12 protein-coding genes are annotated in these 18980 nt (G+C 70.1%); 8 read left to right on the top strand and 4 right to left on the bottom strand.

What is annotated here, in order from left to right; genetic code table 11:
- The first annotated feature begins 77 nt into the window (after positions 1-77).
- The gene (locus ACLQ14_RS09440; RefSeq protein ID WP_425812261.1) at positions 78-1022 is read left to right on the top strand and encodes a glycine betaine ABC transporter substrate-binding protein; all 945 of its coding nucleotides are present in this window, start codon (positions 78-80) and stop codon (positions 1020-1022) included.
- Between the two features lie 78 nt (positions 1023-1100).
- On the opposite strand, the gene ACLQ14_RS09435 is transcribed toward ACLQ14_RS09440, so the two are convergent.
- On the bottom strand, positions 1101-1730 hold the full coding sequence (locus tag ACLQ14_RS09435; RefSeq protein WP_425812259.1) for a hypothetical protein: 630 nt from the start codon (positions 1728-1730) through the stop codon (positions 1101-1103).
- A 212-nt stretch (positions 1731-1942) separates the two neighbouring features.
- On the bottom strand, positions 1943-3265 hold the full coding sequence (locus ACLQ14_RS09430; RefSeq protein ID WP_425812257.1) for a hypothetical protein: 1323 nt from the start codon (positions 3263-3265) through the stop codon (positions 1943-1945).
- A 474-nt stretch (positions 3266-3739) separates the two neighbouring features.
- On the opposite strand from ACLQ14_RS09430, the gene ACLQ14_RS09425 reads away from it, so the two are divergent.
- The 4 genes from ACLQ14_RS09425 to ACLQ14_RS09410 all read left to right on the top strand — a co-directional run bounded on the left by ACLQ14_RS09425 (position 3740) and on the right by ACLQ14_RS09410 (position 10447).
- Complete coding sequence (locus ACLQ14_RS09425; protein ID WP_425812255.1) at positions 3740-4576, top strand: pentapeptide repeat-containing protein; 837 nt, start codon at positions 3740-3742, stop codon at positions 4574-4576.
- 171 nt (positions 4577-4747) lie between these two features.
- The gene (locus ACLQ14_RS09420; protein WP_425812253.1) at positions 4748-5173 is read left to right on the top strand and encodes a hypothetical protein; all 426 of its coding nucleotides are present in this window, start codon (positions 4748-4750) and stop codon (positions 5171-5173) included.
- A 266-nt stretch (positions 5174-5439) separates the two neighbouring features.
- On the top strand, positions 5440-8334 hold the full coding sequence (locus tag ACLQ14_RS09415) for a hypothetical protein (RefSeq protein ID WP_425812251.1): 2895 nt from the start codon (positions 5440-5442) through the stop codon (positions 8332-8334).
- A gap of 136 nt (positions 8335-8470) precedes the next feature.
- Complete coding sequence (locus ACLQ14_RS09410; protein WP_425812249.1) at positions 8471-10447, top strand: Ig-like domain repeat protein; 1977 nt, start codon at positions 8471-8473, stop codon at positions 10445-10447.
- Here ACLQ14_RS09410 and gdhA read toward each other — a convergent pair.
- The gene (gene gdhA, locus ACLQ14_RS09405; protein WP_425812870.1) at positions 10440-11777 is read right to left on the bottom strand and encodes an NADP-specific glutamate dehydrogenase; all 1338 of its coding nucleotides are present in this window, start codon (positions 11775-11777) and stop codon (positions 10440-10442) included. The two genes, ACLQ14_RS09410 and gdhA, sit on opposite strands and share 8 nt — an antisense overlap.
- Before the next feature lie 246 nt (positions 11778-12023).
- Here gdhA and ACLQ14_RS09400 point away from each other — a divergent pair, with 246 nt between their 5' ends.
- Positions 12024-12941 carry a sulfite exporter TauE/SafE family protein gene (locus ACLQ14_RS09400; RefSeq protein WP_425812247.1) on the top strand — a complete coding sequence of 306 codons (918 nt, stop codon included), beginning with the start codon at positions 12024-12026 and terminating at the stop codon, positions 12939-12941.
- A gap of 131 nt (positions 12942-13072) precedes the next feature.
- Here the strand turns inward: ACLQ14_RS09400 and ACLQ14_RS09395 are convergent, their stop codons facing one another.
- Positions 13073-13804, bottom strand: coding sequence for a hypothetical protein (locus ACLQ14_RS09395; protein ID WP_425812245.1), 732 nt, complete (start codon positions 13802-13804; stop codon positions 13073-13075).
- Positions 13805-13990: 186 nt separating this feature from the next.
- Here ACLQ14_RS09395 and ACLQ14_RS09390 point away from each other — a divergent pair, with 186 nt between their 5' ends.
- Positions 13991-16081 carry an acyltransferase family protein gene (locus tag ACLQ14_RS09390; RefSeq protein ID WP_425812243.1) on the top strand — a complete coding sequence of 697 codons (2091 nt, stop codon included), beginning with the start codon at positions 13991-13993 and terminating at the stop codon, positions 16079-16081.
- A 68-nt stretch (positions 16082-16149) separates the two neighbouring features.
- Positions 16150-18975, top strand: coding sequence for a hypothetical protein (locus tag ACLQ14_RS09385; RefSeq protein ID WP_425812241.1), 2826 nt, complete (start codon positions 16150-16152; stop codon positions 18973-18975).
- Positions 18976-18980: the final 5 nt, after the last annotated feature.

Below are 18980 nucleotides of genomic sequence, written 5' to 3'. Positions count from 1 at the left end.
CCCATTCCCCCGTCCGGCCGCACGGCCGGTCCACCGACCCAGGTAGGCGTCAGCCTGCCGAAGGAAGGAAACCCCGCATGTTCACCGCACGTCGCACCCGCTACGCCGTGGCCACGGTCGCCGTCTCCGGGCTGGCTCTCACGCTCGCCGCCTGCTCGTCCGACGACGACGCGTCGGGCTCCGGCAAGTCCGACAAGACCATCTCGATCGCGCTGCCGCCCGCGGGCTGGGACGAGGGCACGGCCGCCTCGTACGTGATCAAGAAGGTCCTCACCGACCAGGGCTACACCGTGAAGACGCAGTCCGCGGACCTCGGGATCATCTTCACCGGCCTGGCCGGCGGCAGCTACGACATCTACGCCGACACCTGGCTCCCCACGACGCACGCCGCCTACCTGAAGAAGTACGGCAGCAAGCTCGAGGACCTCGGCACCTGGTACGACAACGCCAAGCTGACGATCGCCGTCAACGAGGACTCCCCCGCGAAGTCCATCGACGACCTCAAGAAGTACGCGAAGGACTACGACAACAAGCTCGTCGGGATCGAGGCCGGTGCGGGCGAGACCGGCGTCGTGAAGAACGACATGATCCCGGGCTACGGGCTCGACGACCTCACCTTCCAGACGTCGTCGACGTCGGCGATGCTCGCCTCCCTCAAGAGCGCCGAGAGCAGCGGCAAGAACGTCGCGGTCACCCTGTGGCGTCCGCACTGGGCGTACACCCAGTTCAAGATCCGCGACCTCGAGGACCCGAAGGGCCTGATGGGGAGCGCTGAGCAGATCCACGCCTACGCGAAGAAGGGCTTCGCGGCGGACCACCCCGACATCGCGAAGTGGATGAAGAACTTCAAGCTCACCGACGACCAGATCGGCGAGCTCGAGAACCTCATGCGCAACAACGACCAGTACAAGAACGACCCCGAGGGCGCCGTCAACGCCTGGCTCGCCAAGAACCCGGACTTCGAGAAGAGCCTGACCGGCGACGCCGCGGGCTCGGGCTCCACGGAGACCTCCGGCTCCTGAGTCGCGGCTCCCCGCACGACGACGCGAGGCCGGCACCCTGCTCGGGTGCCGGCCTCGCTGTGCGTGGGTCGGGCGTCGTCAGCCGTTCCTGGAGGCGCGGTAACCCGCCGCGCGCGCGGCGGCCGTCGTGGTGAAGCAGATCTCCGGCTTGGTCGCGTTGTAGTAGCGCCCACCCGGCAGGTGGTAGATGCCGCTGTCGGCGTTGCCCTTGATGGGCGCCCAGCTGGGGCAGTCCCACGCGCTGATCGGCGCCGTGTGGCTGGGGCGCTTGCCCGCCTTGATGACGAGCTTCTGGGCGAGCGACTTGGACTTCGTCGCCGACCAGACCTTGACGGTCGTCGAGCCCGACTTCTTCAGCGTGTACGTCTTGTAGGTGACCTTCGTCGTCACCCGGTACGTCCCAGCCTTGAGCTTCACGGACTTCTTGTTCTTCGCGACCGTCGCGGAGCCGTGCTTGACGGTGAGAGTCTTCGACTTCACCGAGACCCTGCCCGACGCCGTCACGCGCGGCTTGATCGTCGTCTTGCCCTTGTACGGCGCGGTCTTCGAGGCGATCTTCTTGATCGTGACCTTGGTCGGCGTCACCTTCGCGGCGACGGCGACCGTGTGCACGGGCGCGGCCTGTGCGGCGGTCGCGACGACCGCGGATCCGGAGACGAGGAGGCCGCCGACGAGGACCGTGGCGACGAGCGAGCGAAGGGAACGCATGGTGACGACTCCTGGGGCGGTCCGGCGCCAGGCGCGGACGGGAACGAGACGCCTGATCGTACGGTGCCGCGCGGACCGCCGAACGGTGCATATCGCCCGTAACGATCTCTCACGAAGGACGTCACCCGCGATTTCATCCTGCCGCGCGACCCGCCGGGAACAGCAGGAGGCCGGCACCCTCGACGGGTGCCGGCCTCGCGCGGTGGAACGGGTCAGCGCTGCTTGAAGTACTGCGTCACCGGCTTGGCGCCCGACGAGTCGGTCACCTTCCAGACGCCGGTCTTGGCCGTCGCCGCCGACACGGGGACCGTCGCGGTGGCAGCGAAGTCGTAGTCGCCGCCTTCGTACTTCGTGACGACTGGAGTGCCCTTGTATGCCTGGCCGCCCACGAGGAGCGTGAAGCTCAGGTCACCAGTAGCGGCGTGCGTGCCCGGGTAGGCGAAGAACGTCGTCTTCACAATCGACGGGTTGTCGCCAGTCACAGTCGTCGTGCCACCCTGAGCCTCAGTGTCGAGCCCGACGATCCAGCTGTTCAGCAGTGCGAAGCCGTCGACGCCGTACGGGTCGCTGGCGCTCGAGTCGACTAGGACGAGCGAGTCGTCGCTCGCGACCTTCCCGGCCTTGTTCGAGATCACGACGCGGTAGTCGTCATGCGTCGTCGTGCTCGCCTTGAACGAGTAGGTCGGGTGAGTGGCGCCCTTGATGGAGCGGTAGCTGCCGTCGCCGTCGGCGGAGTCGTCCGCGTACTGCCACTGGTAGGTGAGCCCGATGCCCGACGCCTTGACGGCGAGCGTGACCCTCGTTCCGCTCGGGACCTGCTGTCCCTCGACAGGCTGCTTGGTGATCTTCGGCTTCGTGATCACGGTGAGCTTGGCCGACGACGACACGACGCGGCCCGCCTTGTTCGACACTGCCACCTTGTACCGGTAGCCGTTCTTGGCAGCGCTCGTCGTGAACGTGTAGCGGGCGCTCGTCGCGTGGGCCACCTTGGCGTACGACTTGCCGGGAGCCTCGGCGTACCACTGGAAGTGCAACGCGTTGCCGGTCGCATGGACGGCGAGCGACGCCTTCTTGCCGGTCACGACGGCCGTCGAGCGCGGCTGGCTCGTGACGCGCGGCGTGACGGCGACCGTGAGCCTCGCCGCGTGCGACGTCGTCTTCCCGTGGCTGTTCTTCACGACGACGCGGTACAGGTGACCGTTCAGCGACGTCCTCGCGGTCACGGAGTGCGACGCGTGGGTCGCCTTCGAGATCGTCTTCCACGAGCCGTGCGTGTTGACGTACCAGCGGTACGTCAGGCCGGCGCCGGAGGCCTTGACCTTGAACGTGGCCTTCTTGCCCGACGCGACGACCACGGACTTCGGGTTCGACGTGATGTGGGGCTTGGCCGTCGTGCTGGCTGCGAGCGTCACCGACGACGCGACGTGCGGTGCGGCGAACGACGCGGCGGCTGGTGCGGTGACGCCAGCGGCGACGACGGCCGCGAACGCGGCGACCGCGGCTGCACGGCGACTGCGGATAGTCAGGCGGTGCATGGATCCTCCGGGGGGCGAGCAGGGATGAGAGCCGGACCGTCCTGGGCGTTCGTGGAGGACCCGCCAGTAGGCCGGGCGTGAACGTAGCACGCGGCGAACGCCGCCCGGCACCGCTGGGGATCGCACCACGCTCACGCCCCTGGAATTCACCCGCCGGGCTCGCGGTGCGGCCCCATGAAGGCCTCACAAAAACCGGACTCACCGGGCAGATCGGGCGCGCGCGGGCCGGCGATAGCAGGGGTTATCTGGCAGCTCGTGACGGGATGTCTGTTGACGGTGCTAACTTCTCGCTCAGCCCGATCTCCAACCAGGGCGTACGTGCCATTGAGGCGGGAACGGACCCGCCTGCAGGGGGGCAAACGGCGCCAGCATTCCCTTCTCCTGACTCTTTCCCGGGCGAGCACACCAGTCGATGTCGTGATGCCTGCGCGCGGCCCGCGCGCACCGAAATATCCGTTATCTCAAGGAGTCACCATGCAGCTTCCTCGCAAGGTTGCCGCCAGCGTTCTCGCCGCCACGGTCATCGCCGGGGGCATCGCCTTCGGTGTCGGGGGGACCGCCACCGCGAAGAGCCACTCGTACGTGACGGGTGCGGACATCCAGAACGGCACCATCACCGGCGCCGACGTCAAGGACTCGTCGCTCACCGGGTCGGACATCAGGAACGGCTCCATTCATGGGGTCGACATCGCGAACGCGTCGCTCACCGGCGCGGACGTCCTGAACTCCTCCCTCACCGGGTACGACATCGAGAACGGCTCGCTCTCGACCGCCGACTTCTCCGCCAGCACCAAGAAGGCGCTCACCGGCGCGACCGGCAAGACCGGCGCGACCGGAGCCAAGGGCGCGACCGGTGCGACCGGGGCCAAGGGCGCGACCGGGGCGGCCGGGGCCCGGGGCGACAAGGGCGACCCGGGCACCCCGGGCACCCCGGGCACCAAGGGAGACACGGGCGACAAGGGCGACAGCGGCCTCACGGGTGCCGTCTACCGCGTCGAGAACTACAAGAACGGCGGTGGCGGATCCGCCACGGTCGCGTGCGCCGACAACGAAGCAGACTCGCAGAAGTACATCGCCATCGCGGGCGGCGTGCAGGGTAGTGAGTCCGGAGTCACGGAGACCGCCGAGAGCTTCGCCGTGACGTCGTCCTTCCCGGGTCGGATGAACTGGGACACCGGCAAGCCGAAGGCTGACCGCCTCGACGGCTGGATCGTGTTCGGCAACGGCAAGTACACCAGCACGCTCAAGGTGTGGGCGCTGTGCGTGCCGGCGGTCTCCATCCCGGTCCAGCAGGTCGATCTGGACAACTGACCGCTTCACAGTCGAAGGCTGTGCCCCCGAGCGCCGTTGATGCGGCCCAGCCCGATTCGAGGTCGGGCGGGGGACGAATACGGCAGCATTCAGCGGCCACCGTCCGGAGTTCTTGGAGGATGTATCACATTGCGCCATTCACGAGCCGTCGGCAACAGTTCGCTCAAATCGGTGGCCGCGGTGGCGACAGCTATTGTTCTCACGATCGCCGTGACGGCCTGCTCGGGAGGAGAACCAGCACCTACCAAGACCGTCGTCATCGTCGAGACGCCGGCACCGGCGGACCCGCCGGCGACGAAGGCCGCCACGACGAAGAAGCCGGCTGCAGCCAAGCCCGCCCCCAAGAAGTCGGCCGAGGCAGAGGAGACCTTCACCATGCCGAAGGTCATGGGGATGGTGCTCCAGGACGCGCAGGACGAACTCCAGTCGCTCGACTCGTACCTCATGGATCAGGAGGACGCCATGGGCTGGGGACGCCTGCAGTTGCTCGACGCGAACTGGAAGGTGTGCACGCAGAAGCCGTCGCCCGGCAAAAAGGTGCCGATCTCGACCGTCGTGAAGCTTGCGTCGGTCAAGCTGAGTGAGGACTGCCCCTGAATCCGCGCCCGGTACGACGCTGCCGGCCGCTCGATCGAGCATCGGTTCGTGATCGCGTCGTGCGTCCGTTGCCGGTGCTAACGTTCGCTAAGCCCGTCCCTATCGAGGGCGCACGTGCCACTGAGGCAGGGATTCGTCCCCACCTGCAGGGGGGCAACGACGCCAGCCCTTCCTTCTCCTGACGCATCCCGGGCGAGAACACCGAACGATTCGCGACGCCCGCGCGCGGCCTGCGCGCACCCTCGTTCTTCTCTCCTGGAGGATGCATGAAGCTCCATCGTTCTCTGGCCGTGCCTCTGGTCACGGCCCTCGCCGCCGGGCTGTCGATCCCGGCCCTTGCCACCAGCGCGTTCGCCGCGAACGGCGACTCGCCGACCGCCGGCTCCGCGGCCTGCACCAGCGGTACGGAGTCGCAATCGGACTACGCCACCGAAGACGTGTCGCCGAGCTTCGTCAGCAGCGGCATCAAGCTGGACGGCAGCACCGCCGCCGGTCAGGCCGTCGACTTCTACCACGCCGAGTCCGGAGCACTGTCGAGTGTCGCTGGGCTGGGCTACACGATCGCCACCAACGACGGCGGCGCGCAGCCGTCGTACGTGATCGAGATCGACCCGCAGAAGGGTGACCTGCACTACGCGACGCTCGTCTGGGAGCCGTACCAGAACGGGTACGCGCTGGCCACGGCGACCGGCAGGTTCTCCGACCTCGAGGCCGGCAAGTGGTGGACGAGCAAGATCCCGTCCGGTCCCGGTTCGCAGGCCGAACCGACTTCGCTCGCCACGGTCGAGAGCCTGTTCCCGGATGCGACCCTGCTCTCGCACGGAGTTCACCTCGGGACCGGCCAGACCACGGTCAGCGTCATCTCCGACACCACCTTCAACTGCCTGACGACGACGTTCGGCCTGCCGTCGGACGACGCGGCCGTAGCGCTCGGTAGCGCCGCGGTCGGCAAGCCGGTGGCGCCTGATCTGACGAGCTGGCAGCCCGTGAGCCCGTCGTTCGCATGGAGCGTCGACGGCCATCAGGTCGCGACCACCGCGACCTACACGCCCACGGCTCAGGACCTCGGCAAGCCGCTCACGGTCTCCGTGAGCGGAGCCGCCGACGGTCACGTGCCGGCCACGGTGACGAGCAAGCCGGTCACGATCGCCAAGGGCACGTTCGCCTCGACCGAGGCACCCGTCTTGTCGGGGACCCCGGTCGTGGGCCAGACCCTCACGGTCACGACCGGCTCGTGGTCGGCGCCCGACACCACGGTCACCTACCAGTGGTACCGCGACGCCACCAAGATCGGGACCGGCGCACGCTCGTACAAGCTCACGGCCGACGACAGCGGCCGGAAGGTGTCCGTCCAGATCACGGCCCACGCCAACGGCTTCAACGACGCGACGACGACCACGACGCCGTCGTCCGTGACCGTCAAAGCTGCCGCCTTCGGCGCGACGACACCCACGATCACCGGAACCACGAAGGTGGGCGCCACCCTCACCGCCCACGCCGGCAGCTGGCCGAACGCAACCCGGCTGACCTACCAGTGGAAGCGCAACGGCTCTTCGATCTCGGGGGCGACGAAGACCACTTACGTGCTGACGTCCGGCGACCGCGGCACCAAGATCACGCTCACCGTGACCGGGACGCTGCCCGGCTACACCACCGTCTCCCGGACCAGCACCGCGACCCCGACCATCGGCTACGGCACCTTCACCCGCACCACCACGCCGTCGATCACCGGGACCGTCCGGGTCGGTAACACAGTCAAGGCATCCGTGGGCACCTGGTCATCGGCCGCCTCGTTCACCTACCAGTGGAAGCAGAACGGCCACACCATCACGGGCGCCACCCGCTCGACCTACACCCCGTCCGCGTCCTACCGAGGCCACAAGCTCACCGTCACCATCACCGCCAAGCGCACCGGCTACACCACGGCCGTCCGGACCAGCCCCGCGAAGACCATCGGCTACGGATACCTCTCCGCCCCCACCCCCCGCATCACCGGCACCCACCAGACCCGCCACACCCTCAAGGCCTCGGCCGGCACCTGGAAGCCGTCCGCCCACCTGACCTACCGGTGGAAGCGCAACGGCGTCTCGATCAAGGGCGCCACCCACGCGTCCTACAAGACAACCACCGCGGACCGCGGCAAGCACCTCACCGTCACCATCACCGGCAAGCGCACCGGTTACAGCACTCGGTCACGCACGAGCGCCTCGGCGTACATCACGGCGCCCTTCACGCACACGCACGCCCCGACGATCACTGGGACGACCCGCGTGTACTCACGCCTCACCGCCCACGTGACGGCCTGGTCGCCGAAGGCGTCGATCTCCTACCGGTGGAAGCGTGACGGGAAGGCGATCTCAGGTGCCACGCACTCCACCTACAAACTCGCTGCGGCGGACTACCACCACCACATCACCGTGACCATCACCGGCAAGCGCGGCACCTACACCACCACCACCCGCACCAGCACCCGCACCCCCGTCATCTACGGGCCCAAGGGCGTCACGACCCCGAAGATCACCGCGCAGCCGCAGCCCGTGCTGGTCAACGCGGGTACCACCACGTCGTTCTCGGTCAAGGCCACGGGCGGAATGTTGCATTACCAGTGGCAGTACTCCGACACCAACGGTGCCAGCTGGAAGTCTCTCTCGGGAAAGACGTCCGCGAAGCTGACCGTCGTCGCTCACTCCGTGGTCGACCTGAGGCGCTTCCGGGTGGTCGTCAAGAACGTCGTGGGCAGCCGTACGAGTGCGGCAGCGATCATCTTCATCAACTCGTCACGGTCTCAGCCCTTCATCGCGAACCAGGTCTTCCAGCTGGACAGCTACCTCGCCGTCGTGGGCAAGTCGTCGTGGGCGCCGAGCCCGTACGGCGGCAACTATCTCGCCGCGCCCGCGCAGATCTGCGCCTTCAGCGACGGGCAGGCGATCGCGCCCTGGACCGACCTCCACGTCGCGTACATCGGCGGCAACGGGCACGTCTACGCCGACGAAGCCTCCGACCAGGCCGACGACGTCTACAACACGATGTCTCTGGACAAGGACGGCTGCGCGACGTTCACGCTCTACGCGCCGGTTCCGTCGTCCGCGGTGTCGGGTGGGACCTGGCGCATCACCGACAGCACCTACTCCACGTACAACCAGTACGTGCGCTGGTACTAAATCTCACCCGCGCTGACCCCCGGCGGCCCGTCGCTCCACGCGAGCGGCGGGCCGTCGTCATCCGCGGACCCGGCATCCCGGTACCCTCGACCGACGGGCCGCACTCTTGCGACCCACAGCATGCCCTGGGGGAACCATGCGCCGACGGCGCCGCACCATCTCGCTCGCCTCGACTCTCGTGGCGGGCGCGCTGACCCTGTCGCTCACGGCCCCGGCGGTCGCCGCGTCACCGTCGGCGAACGTGACGTCACCGTCGGCGGATGGGCGGGACGACACGCTCCCGTACACGGCCCGCACGACGCCACCGGCTTCCCCGGTCCCGGCGCCGGACTCGCTCCTGCGGACCTCGTCGCCCGACGGCCTGAGCCCCCTCGCGACGACGACCTCCGTGCACCAGCTCGACATCGTGGTCGCGACGCCGACCGGCAAGACCAGCGCCGTGACGGACGCCGACGTCGACTCCCTCGTGTCGGACGTCTCGACGTATTGGTCGGGCCAGACGAACGGGCGTGTCGCGTTCCACGTCAAGACGATCAAGCGCATCAGTACCGGAGCGAACTGCAGCACGGACGACGGCCTGACGACGATGTGGACGCAGGGTTCGAAGGCGGTCGCCGGTAAGGACTGGTGGGACGACGGCAACCCGGACGTCGGTCCTCCGGCGCGCGAGCACCTCGTCGTCCTCTACCCCTACGCGGCGGGCGACAGCGAGGGCGCGACGACGTGCGACGGGACGCTCGGACTCGGCACCACCCCGACCACGCCGAGCCTCGGGAACAACGGCCTGACGTTCGCGCTGTTCGGCGCGCCCGACGCCGGCAGCAACCACGCGAGCGCTCCGCAGTTCTACACGTCCCGCCAGTCGCTCGCGCACGAGCTGGGCCACAACTTCGGCCTCCAGCACGCCGGCTTCTGGTGGTGCGACTCGGGGGCGAGCGACGGCGCATTCACGTCGTCTGCCTGCGGGCAGCTCAGCTACTGGGACCCGCTCGACCTCATGGGTGCGGGCTTCGGCGACAAGGGCATCCCGCCGCTGTCGAGCCCGCAGCGGCTCCGGCTCGGGCTGCTGACGACCGCCCAGCACAAGACCGTCACGGCGTCGTCGACGCAGGTGGTGACCGCTCTGCCCGCGAGCCAGGTCGGGGCGCCCGCGCGCCCGCAGGTCGTGCAGGTCAAGGACCCGAAGACGGGCGACGTGTACGACGTCGAGTACCGCCCCTCGATGCCGGGGGTCTCGTTCCCCGCACCTGCCGAGTCGCCCTTCGACACCTACACCGTCGACGGGACGGGCAGCTACCGGATCGGCTTCGGCGTCCGGGTCCTCCGCTTCACCCCGCGCGACACCGACTACTGGGCCAGGTACGAGCAGTCCGTCGTCCCCGTCGGCGGGGCGTCGTCCCGCACCTCCTACCTCGCGACCGGGCACACGTTCACGACCCGCTCGGGCAAGGTCTCGTTCAAGGTCACGACGACGAACGGCGCGACCGCGACGCTCGCCGTCGTCGTGCACAAGACGCCCGAGGTGTCGCTCACCCGTTCGACGAGGGCGCAGCGATACCGGCAGACGGCGGTCCGCCTCACGGCGCGGGTCGGCTCGGTCGACGGTCGGCACGCCACCGGAACCGTCGCCTTCAAGGACGGGTCGCACACGCTCAAGACGGTGCGGACGTCGTCGGTGGGGACTGCGGCCTACACGCTGCCGAAGACCCTGGCCGTGCGCACGCACACGTTGACCGCAGCCTTCACGCCCGACGCCGCCAGCAAGGCCCGCGGCGTCGACGCCACGAGCAAGCGCACGACGGTCAAGGTGACCAGGGCGTCGGCAGCAGCGAGCGTCAAGCTCGCGCACACGACGGTCAGGAAGGGCGCGAAGCCGAAGATCACGGTCCGGGTCTCGGTCAAGGGAATCTCGAAGCCCACGGGGACGATCAAGCTCTACGAGAACGGCCACAAGGTCAAGACCGTCAAGCTGACGTCCTCGAAGAAGGGCAAGGTCACGGTCACGCTGCCGCGGACGACGAAGCGCGGCACCGTGAAGATCGTCGCGAAGTACTCAGGGTCCTCGACGGTCGCCGCCAGGACCACGAAGGCGGCAACGCTCAAGGTCAGATGACGCCGAGCGCCAGCATCGCGTCGGCGACCCGTGTGAACCCGGCAACGTTGGCGCCGAGGACGTAGTCGCCGGGACTCCCGTACTCGTCGGCCGTCTCGAGGCACCGGTCGTGGATGCCGCGCATGATCTCCTCGAGCCGCTGCTCGGCGTGCTCGAAGCTCCACGAGTCCCGGGACGCGTTCTGCTGCATCTCGAGCGCGCTGGTCGCGACGCCGCCCGCGTTCGCTGCCTTGCCGGGCGCGAAGGTGACCTTGGCGTCGACGAGGACGCGGACGGCGTCGGGCGTGCACGGCATGTTGGCGCCCTCGGCGACGACGGCACATCCGTTCGACACGATGGCGCGCGCCTCACGCTCGCCGATCTCGTTCTGGGTGGCGCACGGCAGCGCGACGTCGCACGGGACGTCCCAGATGCTGCCGCCGGCGACGTAGCGGGCCTCGGGCCGCGCGTCGGCGTACTCGGAGATCCGGGCGCGCCGGGCCTCCTTGACGTCCTTGAGGAGCTCGAGGTCGATGCCGGCGTCGTCGACGACGTAGCCGCCCGAGTCGGAGCACGCGAGGACGGTCCCGCCGAGCTGGTGCACCTTCTCGATCGCGTACGTGGCGACGTTGCCGGAGCCGGAGACGACGACCTTGCGACCGTCGAGCGACTCGCCGCGCGAGCGCAGCAGCTCGTCGACGAAGAACACCACGCCGTACCCGGTCGCCTCGGGGCGCACCAGCGAGCCGCCCCACGTGACGCCCTTGCCGGTCAGTACCCCGGACTCGTACCGGTTGGTGATCCGCTTGTACTGGCCGAACAGGAACCCGATCTCGCGCCCGCCGACGCCGATGTCGCCAGCCGGGACGTCCGTGTACTCGCCGATGTGGCGGTACAGCTCCGTCATGAACGACTGGCAGAAGCGCATGATCTCGCCGTCGGACCGCCCCTTGGGGTCGAAGTCGGAGCCGCCCTTGCCTCCGCCGATGGGCAGGCCGGTGAGCGAGTTCTTGAAGGTCTGCTCGAACCCGAGGAACTTCACGATCCCCAGGTACACGCTCGGGTGGAACCGCAGTCCGCCCTTGAAGGGGCCGAGCGCGGAGTTGAACTCGACGCGGAAGCCGCGGTTGATCTGCACGACGCCGGCGTCGTCGACCCACGGCACCCGGAAAATGATCTGGCGCTCCGGCTCGCACAGCCGCCGGATGACCTCCGCGTCGACGTACTGCGGGTTGCGGTCGAGCACGGGCCCCAGGCTCGACAGCACCTCGTGCGCCGCCTGGTGGAACTCCGTCTCGCCGGGGTTGCGCCTGACCAGCTCGTCGTAGACCGCGCCGAGCCTGTCGTCGATGACCGTCACGTCCTCACTCCTCCTCGCGGCTCCGTGGTCGCGTCGTTGCCTCGCCACCATAACCGCGGCCACCGAAGGCCGCCGCGAAGGCTCACACCTCGCGACGCCAGCGCGTGAGGTCACGTTGTCTCACCAGCTGAAGTTGGCGTCCACGATGCGGCGGCACCGCCCGTACGATCGGCGGATGCCTCCCGGCCCGCTCGCCGTCGTGCGCCGTCGGCCCTCGACCTCCCGTCGCGAGGGCCTGTGAGCATCGACCCGGCCCTCGCCCTCGGGGGCCTCGTCGTGGGCTTCGTGGTCGGGCTCACCGGCATGGGCGGCGGCGCGCTGATGACGCCGATGCTCATCTTCGTGTTCAAGGTCGACCCGCTGACGGCGGTCTCCAGCGACGTCGTCGCGAGCCTGTTCATGAAGCCCGCGGGCGCCGTCGTGCACCTGCGACGGCGCACCGTGAACCTGCGCCTCGTCGGCTGGCTGTGCCTGGGCTCGGTGCCCGCCGCGTTCTCGGGCGTGCTCCTGCTGCGCGTCCTGCCGCTCGGCGACGGGTTCGACGACGCCGTGAAGGTCGTTCTCGGCATCGCGCTCCTCATCGCGTCCGCGGGCCTGGTGGTCCGCGCGGTGCTCCAGATGACGCGCCGTCGGTCGCCGCTCGGCGAGGGTCCGGCCGAGCCGTCCGCGCCCGACGTCGTCGTCCGCCCGCTGCCCACCGTCGCCCTCGGCGCCGTCGCCGGGCTCCTCGTCGGCATGACGTCCGTCGGCGCGGGATCCATCGTCATCGTGATCCTGCTGCTGATGTACCCGGCGCTGAAGGCGTCCCAGGTCGTCGGGACGGACCTCGTGCAGGCCGTTCCGCTCGTCGCGGCGGCGTCGCTCGGCCACCTGCTGTACGGCGACTTCTCCCTCGGCCTGACGACGTCGCTGCTGATCGGCGCGCTCCCCGGCGCCTGGCTCGGCGCGCACGCGTCGAGCCGCGCGCCGGGCGGGATCATCCGGCGGGCGCTCGCGATCCTGCTCCTCGCGTCGGGGCTGCGGCTCGTCGGGCTGCCGATCGGGTGGGTGGCGGCCGCGGCGGCCGCGGCGCTCGGCCTCGGGAACGTGCTCTGGATCGCCGTGCGACGACGGTTGGCTGACCGGCCCGAGCAGCTCGCGGCGCCCGCGGGCTAGGCGCGCCCCGGGAGGTCGGCGACGCGGACCGGCGGACGGATCACATTCCGGCCGACGGCGAGCCCGACGGCCCGGACCAAAACGACGAGGCCCCCTCCCAGCCGGAAGGGGGCCTCGCCGCAGGGACATGCCTACTTGGTGGCGAGGTACTCGTACTCGCCGGTCACGGAGTCGCGCAGCTTCCACGTGTCACCGGTCGCGCTCTGGAGCGCCGCCTTCGACGGCGTCGCGCGGAACTTGAGGATCAGCGTGCGCGAGTCGATGGCCGCGTACTTCGTGATCGTCGTCGCGGTGCCCGCGCCGGACGCGTCGCGGAACGCCGCCCGGAGGTCGCTCACGCGCGCCGTCGCGTCCACCTTGTGCACGTAGACGTACGCCGACACCGCGGTCGACGAGTGCCCGGTCTGCACGACCGTCCAGAACCAGCCGCTGGTCAGCGCCCCGGCGGATGCGTCAGGCGACACGGCGAACGGGTCGCTCGTCGTGGAGTGGACGCGCAGCAGGGCCGAGTGGCCGTACGTCGAGCCGCCGGCGTTCGTGACCTTGGGGCGAACCTTCCAGCCGTCGCGCACGGTGGCCGCCTTGAGCGTGATGGCGGCGGTGGTCTTGCCGGCGAGGGGCTGCCACTTGGTGCCGCCGTCCGCGCTGTACTCCCACGAGTACGTCGTCGTGCCGGTGGACTTGGCGCTGACCTGGTAGTGCGCCGTCTGGCCCGACCAGACCCACTGGTCGGCGGGGCGGGTGACGGTCGGCTTCGCGACGGTCGAGTCGGCCGCGGACGCGGGACCGACGAGCCCGGCGGCTGCGCCGAGCGAGACCGCGACGACGACGCCGGCGCGGGTCAGGGAACGGAGAGAGAACACGTGAATCTCCTGCGATGAGAATCCTTTGACGGGTGGCGACGCCGCCCGTCGGCCACCCCCAGATCGTCCCCCCTGCGGGGCACGCACCGGCTCGGCGTGGGCATAGAGTACTCGCTGCAGCACGCGACACCACACGTGGCAGGGGCGCCCGCAGGTCCTCCGTGCCGGACAGCTCCACGAGGACTCATGACGCTCACCAGCACCGACCATGCCGAGGCGCCCGCTCGGGCCCGTCGAGGGCCCGCCTCCAAGGCCCGCCGGGACATCCAAGGGCTCCGCGCGCTCGCCGTCGCTCTCGTGGTCCTCTCGCACTTCTGGCCGGCGCGCCTGCCCGGCGGATACATCGGCGTCGACGTCTTCTTCGTGATCTCCGGCTTCCTCATCACGTCTCACCTGGCCTCCAGGCCCCCGCAGCGCTGGGCCGACCTCGCCGCCTTCTGGGGTCGCCGGGTACGCCGCCTTCTACCCGCCGCGACGCTCGTCCTGCTCGTGAGCCTCGCCGCGAGCGTGGCGTTCCTCCCGGCGACGGCGCTCCCCCGGATCGCCCACGAGACCGCCGCCGCTGCCGTGTACGCGGAGAACTGGGCCCTCGCCCGCTCGGCCACGGACTACTTCGCCGCCGACGACCTGCACACGCCGGTCCAGCACTACTGGTCGCTCTCGGTCGAGGAGCAGTTCTACATCGTCTGGCCGCTCGTGATCGGGGCGGCCCTGTGGTGCGCTCGCCGCTTCCGCGTCCGGTTCCCGTGGGTCGAGACCGGCCTCGTCGCGGTGTTCGTGGCCTCGCTCGCCTACTCGCTCCGTGACACCGCGACGAACCCGGCGCCCGCGTACTTCGTGACGCCGACCCGCATGTGGGAGCTCGCGCTCGGCGGGCTGGTGGCGCTCGCGGCGGTCCGCGGGTTCAGGCTCGTGCCGCGCGCCGCCCGGGCGCCCCTCGCCTGGCTCGGGCTCACGGCGATCGTCGCGGCAGCGCTCCTGTACGACGCCGCCACGCCCTTCCCCGGCATCGCCGCGCTCCTGCCGACGGCCGGAGCGGCGGCTGTCATCGCAGCGACCGCCGACGACGTCGACGGGTCACCCGACCGGCTGTGGAGCCTCCGGGGCGTCCAGCTCGCGGGCGACGTCTCGTACTCGATCTACCTGTGGCACTGGCCGCTGATCGTCGTCGCGCCGTTCGTGCTCGGTCACGACGTGTACTGGCCCGCGAAGATCGCGCTCGTCGTCGGCGCGTTCCTCCTCGCCTGGGTCACCAAGGTGGCCGTCGAGGACCCCGTGCGCCGCAGCCGCGGCCTGGCGCGGCCCGTGTGGCGGACGTTCCTCGTCGGCGCGCTCCTCATGGGCGTCACCGTGTCTGCGGCCACGGCCGTGCGCGTCCACGAGGAGCGCGTCGCGCAGCAGGCGCAGGACGCCGTGGCGGAGGCGCTGCACGCCGACTCCACCTGCTTCGGCGCGGCCGCCGCGCGCAAGGGCTCGTGCGACTTCGTGGGCGACGAGCTCCTGACACCGGCGACGTTCGCGAAGACGGACAAGGCCCAGGTCTACGAGGACGGCTGCTGGAACTCGCAGCCATTCACGTCGCGCAAGACCTGCACGTACGGCGCGAAGAACCCGACCAAGCGGATCGCGCTGGTCGGCAACTCCCACGCCGGGTACTGGCAGCCGGCGCTCGCCGACCTCGCGAAGAAGAACGGGTGGCAGGTCACCACCTACCTCGCGTCCCAGTGCTACACGGTGGACGCCGTCCAGCTCATCGGGCCCGCGTCGGACGGCGAGAACTGCCGCAAGCTCGCACGGTGGCAGGTGGCGTCGGTCGCGAACGGCCACTACGACCTCGTCGTCATCGCCGACCGCACCTGGCTCCAGCTCAAGGGCGTGTCCAAGGCGGACCGCGGCGACGTGGCGCGCGGCCTGTACGCGAAGACGCTCCAGACCTGGACCCGCGCCGGAGTGCCCGCGCTCGTCCTCCGCGACGTGCCGTTCCACCAGCAGTCCGTCCCTGACTGCGTCGCGCAGAGCAGCACCGACCTCGCGGCCTGCGCGGATCCCGAGAAGACCGCACTCATCCGGGACCCGCTGTTCGAAGCGGCCGAGGCGGACACGTCCGGCAAGGTCAGCACCCTCGACCTGACGCGGCGGTTCTGCAAGGACGGCACCTGCTACGGCGTCGTCGGCGGTGTGATCGCGTACTTCGACCAGGGACACATGTCCGCCACGTTCTCGCGTACCCTCGAGCCGGACATCGAGGCGCCGCTCGCCCGAGCGCTCGGGGAGTGATCTCCCCCGCGACAGCGATCCGCTGACGCCACTGTCCCCTCGTCTCTCGTCACCACCCGGAGAACCCCGTGACTTCCTCCCTGCCTGCCCGCGCACGCCTCGTCGCGGGAGTCGCCGCCGCGCTGATCCTCGTCGCGCCGGCCACCGTCGCGAGCGCGGAAGCGGCCGGTCCCCCGCCCGTACGCGTCGGAGCCCTCGAGACCTCGAGCTTCGTGGAGGACGCCGCCTTCCGGGCTGCGTGGGAGTCCACCGACCCGAGCATCGCGTTCGTCGGGGAGTCGCACGACGGCGCCGAGGTCGGCTTCGCGGACGGCGGCCTCGCGCTGAGCACCGGCTCGTCCGACGCGTCGCAGGCCGTCGCCCTGATCGCCGTGCGGGCGCCCCTCGGGTCCCTCGCGAGCGAGCCGCGCCTCACGCAGGCCGGCGCGCCGCTGGGTCTGCAGGTGCGGGGCGACGCGGACGGTGACGGTGCCTACGACGCCGACCACTACTTCACTCTCGTGAGGTACGGCGACGACGACTGGGGCCTGTCCCGCGACTCGGCCCAGACGCTCAAGGACGCCAACCCGGACACGCACACCTTCGCCGCCTGGCGGACGGCCCTGGCGACGGCCGAGATCCGGGACGTGGGTGTCTCGCTCGGCTCGGGCACGCCGGACGCGCAGGCCACGCTCGCGTCGCTCGACGTCGCCGGGGCCACCTACGTGTTCGAGCAGTCGGGTGAACCCGAGACGCCCGACGCCCCCGACACACCGGACGCGCCGGACTCGCCGGACACGCCGGACACGGCTCACGACTTTACGGCGACGACCGTGACGATCGCCGGTGCGGCGAGGGTCGGATCGACGGTCACAGCCGACGTGTCGGGCTGGGAGCCCGCGCCGGACGCGACGTATCGGTGGAACCTGGACGGCACGCCGATCGAGGGCGCGACCGCGGCGTCGTACACGCCCGCCGCGGCCGGTCTCGGGCGGGAGCTCTCGGTCACGGTCGCCGGCACGCTGGCGGGCTATCGCGGCACGTCCACGACGACCTCCGCCGGCAAGGTGGCCGTGGGGCGCCTCGCCGCGACCCAGGCACCCGTCCTGTCAGGGACGCCGGTCGTGGGCCAGACCCTCACGGTCACGACCGGCTCGTGGTCGGCGCCCGACACCACGTACACCTACCAGTGGTACCGCGACGCCACCAAGATCGGGACCGGCGCACGCTCGTACAAGCTCACGGCCGCCGACAACGGCCGGAAGGTGTCCGTCCAGATCACCGCGCACGCCAACGGCTACAACGACGCAACAACGACCACGACGCCGTCGTCCGTGACCGTCAAGGCCGCGACCTTCGGCGCGACGACACCCACGATCACCGGAACCACGAAGGTGGGCGCGACCCTCACCGCCCACGCCGGGAGCTGGACCACGGGCACCAAGCTCGGCTACCAGTGGAAGCGCAACGGCTCGTCGGTCTCGGGGGCGACGAAGACCACCTACCTGCTGACCGCAGCCGACCGCGGCACCAAGATCACGCTCACCGTGACCGGGACACTCGCCGGCTACACCACCGTGTCACGGACCAGCACCGCGACCACGACCATCGGCTACGGCACCTTCACCCGCACCACCACCCCCGCCATCACCGGAACCGTCCGCGTCGGCAACCCCGTCAAGGCATCCGTGGGCACCTGGTCACCGGCCGCCTCGTTCACCTACCAGTGGAAGCAGAACGGCCACACCATCACCGGCGCCACCCGCTCGACCTACACCCCGTCCGCGTCCTACCGAGGCCACAAGCTCACCGTCACCATCACCGCCAAGCGCACCGGCTACACCACGGCCGTCCGGACCAGCCCCGCGAAGACCATCGGCTACGGATACCTCTCCGCCCCCACCCCCCGCATCACCGGCACCCACCAGACCCGCCACACCCTCAAGGCCTCGACCGGCACCTGGAAGCCGTCCGCCCACCTGACCTACCGGTGGAAGCGCAACGGGCACCCGATCCCCGGCGCCACCCACTCGACCTACAAGACAACCACCGCCGACCGCGGCAAGCACCTCACCGTCACCATCACCGGCAAGCGCACCGGATACACCACCCGCACCCGCACCAGCGCGTCGGTCTACATCACCGCGCCCTTCACCCGCACCTACGCCCCCACCATCACCGGGACCACCCGCGTGTACTCCACCCTCACCGCCCACGTGACGGCCTGGTCGCCGAAGGCATCGATCTCCTACCGGTGGAAGCGTGACGGGAAGGCGATCTCAGGTGCGACACACTCCACCTACAAGCTCGCTGCGGCGGACTACCACCACCACATCACCGTGACCGTCACCGGCAAACGCGGCACCTACACCACCACCACCCGCACCAGCACCCGCACCCCCGTCATCTACGGGCCCAAGCCGGCGCTGACCACCAACGGGGCGTTCGTGGTGGGCCGTCAGATCGCCGCCGGGACGTACGTCTCGAGCGCGAGCGCGGAGGCGTGCTACTGGGAGCGCCGGTCCTCGTCTGGCGACTCGCTGACCGGCGTGCTCGCCAACGACTTCGGCTCGGGCCGGCGCGTCGTCACCATCGCCGCCACCGACCGCTACTTCGCGACGACTGGCTGTGGCACGTGGACCCGCTATGCGGCGCTGGGCGCACCTGCGACGAGCGCGGCCGGCAGCGGCGTCGCGGTGATCGGCGGCCAGCTGCGCGCCGGCACCTACCGCACGTCCGGACCGTCGAAGGGCGCGCTGGGCTGCTACTGGGCGATCGACGCGGACTTCCTCGGCACCACGAGGAGCGTGAGCAGGGACGGCTACGCGAGCGGTCCGACGACCGTCACCCTCCGGTCGTCGGACCGGGGCTTCTACTCGGACGGCTGCGGCACCTGGGTGCGCGTCAGCGGCTGAAAGCC

Origin of the sequence: Luteimicrobium sp. DT211, from assembly GCF_049844995.1 — a bacterium.
GTDB lineage: Bacteria > Actinomycetota > Actinomycetes > Actinomycetales > Cellulomonadaceae > Luteimicrobium.
Note: the sequence above shows the minus strand (reverse complement) of the source record. Positions and strands in the feature narration are given on the sequence as shown.

What these genes read in the sequence shown, in the direction of transcription:
- ACLQ14_RS09440 (WP_425812261.1), top strand. Translation starts at nt 78, where the DNA reads ATGTTCACCGCACGTCGCACCCGCTACGCCGTGGCCACGGTCGCCGTC.
- ACLQ14_RS09435 (WP_425812259.1), bottom strand. Translation starts at nt 1,730, where the DNA reads ATGCGTTCCCTTCGCTCGCTCGTCGCCACGGTCCTCGTCGGCGGCCTC.
- ACLQ14_RS09430 (WP_425812257.1), bottom strand. Translation starts at nt 3,265, where the DNA reads ATGCACCGCCTGACTATCCGCAGTCGCCGTGCAGCCGCGGTCGCCGCG.
- ACLQ14_RS09425 (WP_425812255.1), top strand. Translation starts at nt 3,740, where the DNA reads ATGCAGCTTCCTCGCAAGGTTGCCGCCAGCGTTCTCGCCGCCACGGTC.
- ACLQ14_RS09415 (WP_425812251.1), top strand. Translation starts at nt 5,440, where the DNA reads ATGAAGCTCCATCGTTCTCTGGCCGTGCCTCTGGTCACGGCCCTCGCC.
- ACLQ14_RS09410 (WP_425812249.1), top strand. Translation starts at nt 8,471, where the DNA reads ATGCGCCGACGGCGCCGCACCATCTCGCTCGCCTCGACTCTCGTGGCG.
- ACLQ14_RS09390 (WP_425812243.1), top strand. Translation starts at nt 13,991, where the DNA reads ATGACGCTCACCAGCACCGACCATGCCGAGGCGCCCGCTCGGGCCCGT.